Origin of the sequence: Pseudomonas sp. FP2338, from assembly GCF_030687515.1 — a bacterium.
Classification (GTDB): domain Bacteria; phylum Pseudomonadota; class Gammaproteobacteria; order Pseudomonadales; family Pseudomonadaceae; genus Aquipseudomonas; species Aquipseudomonas salomonii.
Window position 1 is genome coordinate 4,385,979 of sequence record NZ_CP117436.1, and the last position, 13,221, is coordinate 4,399,199.

The window sequence follows — 13,221 nt, forward strand, 5'->3', positions numbered from 1 at the left end:
ATGTTCTCCAGCAGCTGGCATTACTCAATTAGGCGATGAGGCCTGCACGTTCACGCTGCACGTGTCACCCGTGCAGGTGAACGCCAGGAGCGGGCGACCACCGTAGTCATTCACATAGGCCAGATAAGGCGCCGTACCCAGCGCCTTGGCAGAGGGGCCCAAGGTCAAGCCCTCCTTGGGCGGGATCATCAGGGGCGCAAAGCCCTCCAGGGTTTTGCCCTCCTTGCTGCTGCGCGCGTCCACGAGGGTCACGTAGTAAGGCGTCGGGTTGTTGACCCGGTATTGGTCACCTTGGCGGGTCAGGGTGAGTTTCTGCTGCCAGGGGTTGGAGAGGTCCTGCTGGCTCGGCGTAATGGCTTGCGGCCGGTAGAACAGTTTGATGCGGGTCTGCAAGGCAATTTGCAGGGTGTTGGACTTGTCGCTGCGCGGCGGAATTTCCCGCAGGTTGAAGTAGTAGACCGTCTCCCGGTCCTGCGGCAGCGACTTGGCCGCCGGCAGCGCCTGGACTTTCACTTGGCTTTGTTTGCCAGGCTCCAAGCGTTGAACCGGTGGCAGCACGATCAGCGGCGAGGTGATTTTTTTACCCGCCTCGTCCTCGATCCAGCCCTGGGCCAGATACGGCAACTGGGTGTTGTTGTTGGTGATATTCACGCTGGTGGCGTCTTTGCCGCCATCAAAAATCACGCGGGTACGGTCCAGGCCGACTGCGGCGTTGGCGCTCTGGCTCAGGGCCAGGACCAGCAGTGCCAAGGCCTGGGAGGTGAGTCGTGTGTTGAGCTTCATGAGGATGTGTTCTCCGTATCAGTGGGCTGGCCGGTCAGTACGGCGGGTTCAGCCAAGGATGGGTCTGTGGCTACCAGTTGGCAGTGCAGTTGCAGGGCGTCGGTCAACCCATCCGCAGGCAACGTGGCCGGCAGCGTGAGCAGGCAGCGTTCGTCACCGCCCCAACTGACGACCATCTGCTCGCCGGCCTGAATACCGCTCAGGTAGACGTTGCCGCCGTCGTTCACAATCCCGGTGTCCTGTTGCTTGAGGTTCTTCACCGTCGCGCCGAAAGGCGGCAGGCTGCCATCCGGCAGGCGCACAACGGCCATGGCCTTTTCACCCGCGATCACATCCAGCGAGCGGTAGCCGATCGCGCCTTCGGTGAGGGTCAATTGCGTGACCGATTGAGTGGCTTCGACGTTGCTGGGCAAGCGCTCCAGATCAACACTGGCCGCTGTGCGCTGGTAGCTGCTGATGTCGGAGATCACCGCCTTGCCGAATACGTTACTGCGGGTCGGTGAGCCATAACCGCGCACAGGCACGTCGGGTACGCCACCGGTGTCGATCATCAGGCGGGTGCCGCCGGTGCTGGTCGTACGATGGAGTGCGCCACCGTAGGGTGTGAGCGTGCCGCCGCCACGTGCCGACAGGCCGACGCTGCTGTAGCCACCCTCCTGGGTACTGGCGCTCAGGTCGATATCGGCCTGGTCGCCCATATGGCTCAAGTAACCACTGGCGGACGAATCGCTGGCACTGAGCTGGTAGCTGTTGCGCTCATCCAGGCGATCGCTGTAGCGCGTCGCAAAGTTGTTCTTTCCGGCAGTCCGGTTGGCGTCCATCGACAGTGTGCCGGTGCGCCCCAATGGCAGGCTGACCGTCAGCGCCATGCCGTTGTCTTTGTAGTTGTATTCCTCGGTGCGGTACATGTTCAGGGACAGGCTCATGTTCTTGACCGTGCCCACATTGAAGTAGCGTGACAGCGACAGGTTCCAGCGCTGGGTGTCCGGCCGATCCCAATAGGTTTGCTTGTTGTAGCTGGCGTAGACGGTGGCGCCCAGGTCACGAAACTGCTTGTTGACGGTGACCGTATACAGCGCCTTGCTGCCGCCAATCGGCTTCCAGCCTTCATTGGGGTCGCGATAACCACCCCGCCCGCCGAGTTCGCCGTTCAGCCCGTAATAGCGGGCGTCCAGGTATTCGCTCATGCTCAAGAAGTTTTTCTCGGAAAACCGGTAACCGGCGAAAGTCACCTGGCTGTCGTACTCTTCAAAGTTCTTGGAATACTGAAGGCGATAGGATTTGCCCGAGAGCGTCTCGTTCCACACCTCGGCGTGCGACTGCGTCACATCCAGCGAGACGGCACCGAACGCCAGCAAGTCCCGGCCGGCCCCGACCGATAACGCCCGATAGTTGTTATCGCTCATACCGCCGCCGAACAACGACCAGCCATTGCTGATGCCCCAGGAAAACTCGCCGGTGCCGAAAACGTTGCCATCCGAGCCGTTCTGAAGATTGGACGGCCGACCCGTCGCCAGCTTGTAGCGAACCTGCCCTGGGCGTGTCAGGTAAGGCACGCCCGCCGTGTCTATCTGAAAGCTGTGCACCGAACCATCCTGTTCTTCCACCCGCACATCCAGCTTGCCCGTGACCGCGTCCTGCAGATCCTGGATGCGAAAGGGGCCGGCTGCGACCAGGGTTTCGTAGAGCACGCGGCCCTGCTGGCTGATGATGACTTTGGCATTGGTCTTGGCCACCCCGACCACTTCCGGCGCGTAGCCACGCAAGTTGGGTGGCAACTGGCTTTCATCCGAGTTGAGCGCGGCACCGGTGAAGCGGAAGCTGTCGAACAGGTCCGAATACAGGTAGTTCTCGCCCACCACCAAACGTGCGTTCAGTGCAGGAATGGCGCGGTACGCGTAGTAGCGACTCCACTCCAGCTTTTGCGGCCCGGCCGCTTCCTGCGGGCCACGCTCGACGCGCCCCTGCCAGTCGGCCCGCAAGCGCCAGGCGCCAGCGTTAGCCCCAACGGTGCCGTTACCACTGAGGTTATTGCGGTTGCCATCGCCGCGCTGATAGTTGGACTGCGCCGTAAGGCTATAGTCGACCAGCAACCCCGGTACACCTTCATCCCAGCGCGAAGGCGGGTCCCAGTTAATGGCGTTGTACTCCAGGTACGCCTGGGGCAAGTTGATACTCAGCGTGGAGGTGGCCAGATCACCACTGACTTCCATGCCTGGCAAACTTTGAATATCCAGACACTCGCCGCCCTTCCACCATGCCAGCTTGTCGGCCTCGGAGACTTTCAGGCTCAACTGTTCTACCAGGCTGCGCGACAAACACGCCTGACTGCCTTTGGGATCTTTATCCGGTGGGTAGAACGCCACTGCCTGTTCAGGAATAGGCTGGCCATTGACTTGCACGACCATCGTGTAAGTACCCGGCAAAATAAACCCGCTGCGGGCAAATTGAGACAAGTCAATATTGCTGCGATCCATCAGGTCGAGCACATCCGTATTAAACTCGACATCGCTGGCGCCCAGTGCTGTTCCTGCCAGAGACATCAACCCGCCAAACAGGCTAGGGCGCAGCGTATTTTTGAACTTCGCTGTATTCAACATGAACGCCTGTCCATCACTATTCAAAAGTATTCCAACTTGAACCGCACTGCGGCGGTGTGAGCACCCACGACCAGCGGCAGTCCATTACCGACCAGATAAAACCTGTAGTTGAGGGTCATATCGCCCACCGATAGAGGCGTGGGTGACATTCGCTGCCCGGGAATACTCTCTTCGCCGGCAGCGTCAATGATGTGCAGCGCAACCCCCTGCGAGGCACCCGACACCGCGAAGGAAAGCCCGGCCCGGTCGGTTGCGCCGTCAAACGTCACCCGCATATGCTCCCAGTCAGGCAGGGTTGCCCCTGGGCGCGACGGGTCCGGGCGAGTCAGCGTGCAATTGACCAGGCGCAGCTGGAAGGGATGGTCTTCGCCGCGCGTATTGCGTAGCAGCCGGCCTACCGGCTCCGGTGGCATCTCGATGGTCTGATCGATACTGCCCAGTTCCAGCCCACAGGCTGAGTCAACGACTTCTCCTCCGAGCAGGACGACGCCATCACCTTGCGAAGTCGCCTGGGCAAATACGCAAGGACCGATGAATGTCGTCAATGAAGAGGCGAATGCGAGGCGTATGAATGTATTCACCTGGATCTCCCGTCAGCGTCCCCCCGCCACACAAGGTGGCGGGGAGCAAAACTTACTGATAAGCCAAGGTGAAGTTGGTGACGGCGCTGAAATCGCCGGGAATGATCGGGGCGGTGGCGGCGCCTTGCACGTAGGCACCGAACTCCAGGGTGTTATTACCGGTGGCGATGGCCTGCGGGGTAGTCGGCGTACCCAGCTTAATGAGGTCACCACCGTGGGTCATCATGATGCCCACGCCGCCTGCACCGCCGACCGTACCGATCGCACCAGGCACAGCGCTGGAAGGCGCGGCGGTAAAGGTGGTGGTCACGGTGTTATCGGTCAGGCCGGACAGGTCGCAGCCTTCCAGTTCAATCAGCACACGGCGCGCCTCAGACTTGCCGCCCGATTCCAGTTGGTGTTTGGCAATCGCCCCCAGGCGAACGGTCTGGTCCACAGAGTCAGGCTTGATAGAGCAAGCACCCGAGTGCACCGACCCCAGAAACGTAACCGTCCCATCCGCTGCCTGCGCAACAGAGATTGAGCCGGCCATCAGACCGATAGACAACAGCGCAGCTTTCATTTTGGTTTTCATGTACAGATTCCCACTTATTCACAAGTGTCATTAAAGAAGCCCGGCCACAGGTCGGTGCAGGGCTGATTAAACGAGCGGTTATAACCCGTGCGGTTAAGCCGATGATTCCTGAGTTGTTTTCCAATTAGTTGTATTGCAATTCAGGGATCAGCTCAACGCCAGGCAATTCTCCACTTCACACTTGAGCAAGTAAGCCATCTATTTCCGCAAACCAAGTAGCCGTGATACGCCACGACGCGCAGGAAAAACATGGCAATTTGCCAAAACTTTAAAAACAGCTGAAGGAAAAGGACTACATGCGGACTAATGAGAATAATTCAAACCAGACCGCATCTGTAAGATGAGGATTACATATATTAAAAAATAACCGTATTTACGCCATTAGATCAACTAAACAAACAAGCAAAGGCGTACCTGAGTATTACCAAACAGCGAATGTGCAAAGGGGGAGCATGCTCCCCCTTTATTTGGATAAGGTGCGAACTGTCGATTGACTAACGCACCGCCTCAAACAATCCGGTCGCGCCCATGCCTCCGCCCACGCACATGGTGACGATGCCGTAGCGCAGGTTACGGCGCTGCAACTCGCGCACCAGGTGCCCCACCTGCCGCGACCCGGTCATGCCGAACGGATGGCCGATGGAGATGGAGCCGCCGTTGACGTTGTACCTGGCGTTGTCGATTTGCAGGCGGTTGCGTGCGTAGAGGCACTGGGAAGCAAACGCTTCGTTAAGCTCCCACAGGTCGATATCCGCCACCTGCAAGCCCTTGGCCTTGAGCAGTTTGGGCACCGAGAACACCGGGCCGATGCCCATTTCGTCCGGCTCGCAACCGGCCACGGTAAAACCACGGAAAAACGCCTTGGGCTTGAGCCCCAGTTGCAGGGCTTTTTCCAGGCTCATCACCAAGGTCATCGAAGCGCCATCGGACAACTGCGAGGAGTTGCCCGCTGTCACCGAACCGTCTTCGGCAAACACCGGCTTGAGGCCATTGAGGCTGGCCAGCGTGGTGTCAGGGCGGTTGCAATCGTCGCGGTCGACCACGCCATCGAGTACCTGCACCTGGCCGGTATTTTTGTCTTCGACCTTGTACTGGACCGCCATCGGCACGATTTCATCGTTGAACAAGCCGTCGGCCTGGGCCTGTGCGGTACGCTGCTGGCTTTGCAGGGCATACAGGTCCTGGTCTTCGCGACTGACGTTATAGCGGCGTGCGACGATCTCGGCCGTCTGGCCCATGGGGAAGTAAATGCCCGGCACCTGTTCCTTGAGCAGCGGGTTGATCAGGTTGTCAGTGTTGACGCTTTTCATGGTCAGGCTGATGGACTCGACGCCACCGGCAACGATGATATCGCTGCAACCCGAGGCAATCTGGTTGGCCGCAATTGCAATGGCCTGCAAGCCCGAGGAACAGAACCGGTTGAGGGTCATGCCCGCCGTCCCGGTACCCAGTTGTGAGAGCACCGCCACGTTACGCCCGATGTTGTAGCCCTGGGCGCCTTCGTTGGAGCCGGCGCCGACGATGCAATCCTCAACCGTCGCCGGGTCGATGCCATTGCGCGCCAGCAGCGCGTTGACGCAATGGGCCGCCATGTCATCCGGGCGCGTCTGGTTGAACTTGCCACGAAAAGACTTGGCCAGGCCGGTTCGCACGCTGTCGACGATCACTACTTCACGCATGGGCTACCTCGATCTTGTTGTTGGGAGATGGACCGAGCATAGATCCGGGCCTGCCCAACGGCGATGATCATTCACCTGGCATATACAAAAGCATGACCGCCTGTGGCGAGCGAGCTTGCTCGCGCTGGGCTGCGAAGCGGCCCCAAAACCTGCCGATTAGGTTTGCCTGAAAGAATGCGCTGCCTGGGTCGGGGGCTGCTGCGCAGCCCAACGCAGGGCAAGCCTGCTCGCCACAGAAGCCTCGCTTACCACAGGCCTTGAAGACGACGCAGACTGTGGCGAGCGAGCTTGCTCGCGCTGGGCTGCGAAGCGGCCCCAAAACCCGCCGATAAGGTCTGCCAGAAAGAACGCGTTGCCTGGGCCGGGGGCTGCTGCGCAGCCCAACGCAGGGCAAGCCTGCTCGCCACAGAAGCCTCTGTTCACCACAGGAGCCTCATTCACCACAGGAAGTGCCGCCAGCTTTATTTCTTTTTCTTCTTATCGTGCTTGTCGGTCTTCTCGAACGCCTCTTCCAGCGCGCGGTTGATGGTGCGCAGCACCTTGACCCGCGCCCAGCGTTTGTCGTTGGCTTCCACCAGAGTCCAGGGCGACACTTCGGTACTGGTGCGGTCGACCATGTCACCCACTGCCGCCCGATAATCGTCCCACTTGTCGCGGTTGCGCCAGTCGTCTTCGGTGATTTTGAAGCGCTTGAAGGGGATTTCCTCACGGGCCTGGAAGCGCTCCAGCTGCGTGTCTTTGTCGATGGCCAGCCAGAACTTGACCACGATCACGCCCGCATCGCGCAGTTGCTCTTCGAAATCATTGATCTCGCCATAGGCGCGCATCCAGTCCGCCGGGGTGCAGAAGCCTTCGATGCGCTCCACCAACACACGGCCGTACCACGAGCGGTCGAACACGGTGAACATCCCGCGTGCCGGAATCTTCTGCCAAAAGCGCCACAGATACGGCTGGGCGCGCTCGTCTTCACTCGGCGCGGCAATCGGCACGATATGGTACTGGCGCGGGTCCAGCGCTGCCGCCACGCGACGGATCGCCCCGCCCTTGCCCGCCGCATCGTTGCCTTCAAACACGGTGATCAAGGCGTGCTTGCGCATGCGCTTGTCGCGCATCAGGCCGGAGAAACGCGCCTGCTCGGTAATCAGCTGTTCTTCGTAATCGTCTTTTTCCAGGCGCAGGGTCAAGTCAAGGCTGTCGAGCAGGCTCTTTTTGTCCACCGAGGCAATCAACGGCGCCGGGTTCATGCCGCTGGCCTTGCCCTTGGGCAGCTTCAAGGCGTTTTGCAGGCTTTCGAGCAGAATCTTGCCCACCGTGAGGCTGCGGTAATGCGCATCCACACCTTCGATCACATGCCACGGCGCGTAATCGCGGCTGGTGCGGCGCAGGATACGCTCGCCGAAATGCACAAACTTGTCGTAGGTTTCGGACTGCTGCCAGTCCAGCGGGCTGATGCGCCAGCTGTGCAGCGGGTCGTCGGCCAGCGCCTTGAGGCGTGCCTTCATCTGTTTTTTCGACAAGTGAAACCAGAACTTGAAGATCAGCGCGCCTTCATCACAGAGCATCTTTTCCAGGCGCTCGGCACCGGCGATGGCCTGGTCCAGGCGCGCGTCCTTGATCTGGCCATGCACGCGGCTTTGCAGCATCTGGCTGTACCAGTTGCCGAAAAAGATGCCCATGCGGCCCTTGGCCGGCAGCTGACGCCAATAGCGCCACGCCGGTGGCCGTGCCAGTTCTTCGTCAGTCTGCTGGTCGAAGGTGCGCACCTCGATCAGGCGCGGGTCCATCCATTCATTGAGCAGCTTGACGGTTTCGCCCTTGCCCGCGCCCTCGACGCCGTTGATCAGGATGATCACCGGAAAGCGCTTCTGCTGTTGCAGTTCGTACTGCACTTCCAGCAAGGCTTCACGCAGGGCCGGCACTTCGGCCTCATAGGTGTCTTTGTCGATGGCGTGACCGATTTCGGCGGATTCGAACATGGGCAGCTCCATTTCAAGATGGCTCAAGACTAGCGGATTGGGCACCACGCCACTCAAAGAATTCCAAAACAGCTGCCATGGATCAATCGCCGTCCCCTATGGCTAGTTCCCTGGCACATGGCAAATGCCAAGGTCATGCTGCCTCAACATCTGCTGTGTGAGCCGCTCTACCACTTCGGTAATGGCCTGCCGACGAGGCGAGCGCAGGGCCTCCATTTGCTCGAGGTACTGCGCGTCGGTGAGATTCTGGCTGTTCTCAAAAAGTGCTTGCTGCTGCGTATCAAAGGGCTCTGTCGCCGACTCGAACGCACCGGAAAACTGCTGCTTGAGGTGGGTTTTCCAGAACGCTAACTGTGAAATAAAACGCAAGAACGTGGGGGACAGCTCTGCCGTGCGCACTTGGGAGTGCGCCACCTCCAGACTGTCGCTGGTCACATTGGCAAATTCTCCATATTGAATGTGCTTGGGCTGCCCCGGTAGCTGCAGGGTTTTGGCCAACCCTACCCGGAATGCCAGGCTGACTTCCAGGGGGTCCACGGACGCGTTTTCGACAGCGTAGGTGGCCGCAATTTTCTCCAGCTCGCTGAGGCGAAACAACCCTCGGCCCAAGTTCAACAGCGCCCCGGAATTGCCTTTCACACGACCGGCCTGCTGCGTTGCCTTCTCGACCTCCTTGAGCACCTCCATCTGACTGAAAATCTGCGCGGCATCGTCTGCGCAGTTCGCCGGATGAGCCGCCAGTTGAAAGACTTGCTCGCGCAGATCGGTACTGTCGTGGGTCGACTGCAACACGTCCCAGACCCGCCGGGTCAAGTCCTCGCGCACATGACGATTGTCGGCAGTACCGGACAGCTCAGCCAGCAAGTGGAACAACGGCGTCGAGTCCGGGTCATCCCGCAGGTTGGCCCACACGGTAGACTTGTGGGCCTCTCGGGCGGCCACCTCGTCCGGCAGCCACAATGCCCTGGCCTTCAGTTCGGTCATGCGTGGCTGATCGTCCTCTACATACCCCATGCCAATTCCCACTTCGTCGCGGTAACGTGTCAGCGCGGTTACCGTGGTGCTGGAGAGCGGGTTACCGCCCAGGTCAATCGACTGGCTGAAAGTACGCGACACCGTGAACAACCACTCAGGCAACACGGTTATCACGTTATCGCGCAGGTCCACTTGCTCCAGGTGAGCCAGGCGCCCAAGCCCTGCGGGTAAATCGACGATTTTGGTGTCCTGCAACAACAGGGTGTGCAAGTCACGCATCTGGCTGACATCCACCAACTTGTCCAGCGGGTTGTGGCTCAGATCCAGCAGGCGCAACGTATTCAGGTCTGCCAATTTCAGTCGGGTGTATTCGGTGAGCACAAGACGGTTGTGGGGCATCGACAAACTTTCCAGGTCGAGCATTCGCGAGAACACTTCCGGTAAGCGGGTCAGGCGGTTACGCCCCAGGTTCAGTTGCTGCACGCCTTTAAAGCACTTCAGGAAATAGGCGACGTCATCGCCCAGTTGCATGTTCCTGAGTGACAACTGCCGAACATGGTCGAAACGTATGTCGGCAGGCAGTGTCGGCAGTGAGCCAACGCGCATCCCATCCAGGTTTAAACTGGCAACGGACGTCTGATGCTCATCCAGAGCAAAGCTTTGACGCCGCCAACACGCTTCAATGCGCTCAGCCACCTGCTGGCGGCTAGTACGAACATCACTCAGGCCCGGTTGTGTCTCCATGCCCTGGATATCGGTTTTCCAATGCTTGAGCAGCGCGCGCAAATGACCGAGTTCTGCCTTCAAACGTTTGACCGCCTTGGCTCGGGCCAGATGGTCAGCGCCCAACGTCATCAATAGCGAAGACACTTGAGCCTCACTGAAAAACGGGTACAAACGCTTTACCTTACGCACCAGCGCGGCTGGATGAACCAACGGCCCCGTCGGCAAATCGGCCATTTCACAGCTAACCCCCTCCGACGCCGGTTCGCTGACCTGGCTGGAAAAAGCCTCGGCAGCCAGTTCCCGATCGCCTTTCGCTTGCGAGGCACTCATGTATCGCAAACGCCAAATGTTACTGGCGTCCTTCAGCGGCAATCCCAGTGCCACTCGCTGGCTATCCATCAGCGTTGCATCGATCGCCTCGAACAGGCCGTCCGGCCCGGCATAAGGTCCACCGATACTGCGGCCGTTGTCGTTGAACGCTTCATACCCTGCGTTCGACCTGACCACTACCCGCCGCACACCAGCGTCTTTGAACGCACCCAAGGCCAACAAGTCGCCTTGAGGCGAGTCCTGGCGCAACTCAAGCCGCAGCTCTGCACCCCACCCCGCCACGCGCGGCATTGTCCGAACCGCGATGAGCGCGGTATCCAGGCTGGCCAACTCCGGCTGCTCAAACCCCATCAAGGCACGGTCCAGGCGTTGTGCCTCAAGAGCACGTTGCACTGACTCGGCCAATGCCATGGGAACCCGTTGATTATCGCGCAGGGATTCACGCTGCACGGTGGTTGTTTCGGCCATCAATTCGCGCATCAGCGTGCAAGGCAATTGCGGGTAGGTGCGCCTGAGCAACGCCCATTCCGGCGGTACGGGCCCATCATAGGTCTGATACAACTGCTCAAACAGCGGCTTGCGATCAGCCTTCAGATGCGCGAGCAACTGACGCGCCAGCACGGTGTGCGCCTGATCGGCGGTTATGCCCTCTCCCAACAAGCCGGTCTTTTGTGCGTCATCCAGCCCGGATAACAGCACTTCAAACACTTTCCCCTCACTGAGCATCGGCTCGGTGATCGTCAAACGCAGGCCTGCATCGTAAGGTTCGCAGGCAGGGTAACGAGCCTTGACACTGCGCCTTGCATCCAGCACCTCAAAATAGCGCCCCGCGGGCCACCCCGGTAACAGGGGCAATGCGTGCATCTGCAAGGTCGAGTTTTCAACGTTGGGGGAAGCACCGCTTTCCAACTGCCAGCTCAAATCGCGAATAGACTGATCGAGCCTGAAACGTTCGTACAGATCGCGAAAGCGTGCGGGAAACGGCAAACACTCTTGGGCCTGGTAAACGCCCCAATCATCGGGCATATCCATAATGGCCTTGATCTGTAGAAGTTTGCGAGCAGGGAGCGAAGAGCCGGGACCTGTCGGTTTCAACCGCGAAAAGAGATACTCCGGGCTCTCCCACTCGTCGGGCTTCTCGAACGCAAAACGCCAGCTACCTTCACCGTTATGCAGCAATTTCGGGCGATAAGCCGTCTGCCGCACCGGGTGGCTGGCCCGCCATTGATCCAGTCTCGTGTCGAACGCGATCCGGTGGATACAGTCATTGACCTTGACGTACGAATGCCCCTCCACCTTGTAGATTCCCGACGCGTCGGCAACCTGCTCGTCGCCGAGGCGCTGATCATGGACGTATTGCGTGATATCCGGACGCCACAACCGCTGGTTGCCCACAGCGGGATTTATCACCTCGAATTTACGGAAAAAACCATTCAGATTAAGGCCGGTACGCTGCATGGCCGAACCGACAACCTTGCTCCCTGCCGCGAACAACACCATCGACGTGATGTTTTGCGCGATCACTGCCAACTGCTGGAACGCCTCATTCTTATCACCACGGCGCCAGTCTTCAATGCCCTCATAGAGTTCGCCGAGTATCTGGCCCACCGCCACGGCTGTCATCAATAACCCCAGCTCCGGGACGACAAACCCTGCGAGGTTGAGCACCGTCAAACCGGCGTCCAGATACGTCTGCAAGCGCTGCTCACGGACGTCCTCATCGACCTCGGCCACCGGCACCGCCAGGGCCCGTGCATCGGCTTGCAGCTTTGCGGCGTAAGTGTCGAAAAAGTGCCGCGCCAGGCTGACCGTAATGGGGTTGGCGTCCAGCGCCCCCAGGCTCTGGGCTTGATCGAAACGGGTGAAGAACCCAACCCGGTCCCCCTGGCTCAGGTAACGCGTAAAGAAGGCACGGTACGCGGCCAGTGCAAGCTTGCGCTTGAGGTAGACCTGAAAGTCGTCAAGCGAGGCATACTCAAAGAATGGCCGTTCCGGTTCATTGGGCATGTACACCACACAAGGCGCTTGCGGGTATTGCGCAATCGAGCGAGCGGAAAACACCAGAATGCTCCACAGGCATCCGCCCTGGGTATTGAGCCCTTGCCAAATGACCGGGCGCCCGTCGTACAGCACCCCTTCGGCCTGGGCCTGGGACGGCGTCAATTGGCGGTCCAGCAATGTGCACAACATCGCATAGGTGCCTTGGGTAATGTCTCCTCGCATCAAGGCAATATGGGCGTCGACTTTTACGTCCAGAATTTTCATCCGGCCGATATCGGTCGCTACATGATTGAGGTAAGGCTTATCACCTGCCGGGTCGCTGTCAAGTTCAAGCACGTCACTGATGTGCTGCTGATACAAGCGGCCAAGATCCAGGGCGCGACACCCCTGCGCAAACTCGAGGGGTGTAATGCCAATGACTTCACGATCAGCAGACCCCGACTGCAACAGCGACCCGACGGGAAAGTGCTGCGCCCGGGCTTCATCCTCTGAGAAATTCTGCATCGCCACATGCAGCAGGCTGTCCTGCACCAACCTCACCGTCTTCACATATTTCAATGGCAAGACCTCTTTCTCGTATTCGTTTACCGCTCGAATAAAAAGATCTTTTTTGGGGTCCACAACCCGTTTCCATCGCGTAGAGCAGTATTGCTTGAGCCGCTCACTGCAAAACTCATCCAGCGCCTGCAATGGCTTCAATCGCTCGGCGACGGCTGCCTGGGCATCTGCAACCTGTAGGGCATCTTTAGTCAATGCATCCAGCACGCCAGACGGCGCGTTGACCATCCAGCCAGGCAGTTGCTTTTGCAGCACCTGAGCTTTGTCCAGATCGCCCGTCATTTCCAGCAAGGCCGCTTGCAGTTGTCTCTGGGTCAACTGGCTCAGTTTTTTGTTCAAATCATCTTGGGTGCGCATCAGCAATATCCTTTATTGCCTATCAATCAAGGAATGACGATACCGCCGCAATCTGCCCAGGATTAGCGCTGATTGTTGATG

The 13,221-nt window shown here is 59.2% G+C and carries 7 protein-coding genes; all 7 read right to left on the reverse strand.

The annotated features are described in order from the left end of the window. Positions 1–24 precede the first annotated feature (24 nt). Positions 25–783 (reverse strand): fimbria/pilus periplasmic chaperone, encoded by a 759-nt coding sequence (locus PSH96_RS19785; protein ID WP_305454485.1) that lies wholly within the window; start codon positions 781–783, stop codon positions 25–27. Continuing rightward, positions 780–3,383, reverse strand: coding sequence for an outer membrane usher protein (locus PSH96_RS19790; RefSeq protein ID WP_305454488.1), 2,604 nt, complete (start codon positions 3,381–3,383; stop codon positions 780–782). Before PSH96_RS19790 ends, PSH96_RS19785 begins: the two co-directional genes overlap by 4 nt. A gap of 20 nt (positions 3,384–3,403) precedes the next feature. Then, on the reverse strand, positions 3,404–3,964 hold the full coding sequence (locus tag PSH96_RS19795; RefSeq protein WP_305454491.1) for a fimbrial protein: 561 nt from the start codon (positions 3,962–3,964) through the stop codon (positions 3,404–3,406). Between the two features lie 52 nt (positions 3,965–4,016). After that, complete coding sequence (locus PSH96_RS19800; protein ID WP_305454493.1) at positions 4,017–4,538, reverse strand: fimbrial protein; 522 nt, start codon at positions 4,536–4,538, stop codon at positions 4,017–4,019. A gap of 494 nt (positions 4,539–5,032) precedes the next feature. Continuing rightward, on the reverse strand, positions 5,033–6,217 hold the full coding sequence (locus tag PSH96_RS19805) for a thiolase family protein (RefSeq protein ID WP_305454495.1): 1,185 nt from the start codon (positions 6,215–6,217) through the stop codon (positions 5,033–5,035). 461 nt (positions 6,218–6,678) lie between these two features. Next, on the reverse strand, positions 6,679–8,193 hold the full coding sequence (gene pap, locus PSH96_RS19810) for a polyphosphate:AMP phosphotransferase (protein WP_305454496.1): 1,515 nt from the start codon (positions 8,191–8,193) through the stop codon (positions 6,679–6,681). 102 nt (positions 8,194–8,295) lie between these two features. Then, positions 8,296–13,140: an NEL-type E3 ubiquitin ligase domain-containing protein gene (locus tag PSH96_RS19815; RefSeq protein ID WP_305454498.1), complete on the reverse strand. Its 4,845-nt coding sequence runs from the start codon at positions 13,138–13,140 to the stop codon at positions 8,296–8,298. Positions 13,141–13,221: the final 81 nt, after the last annotated feature.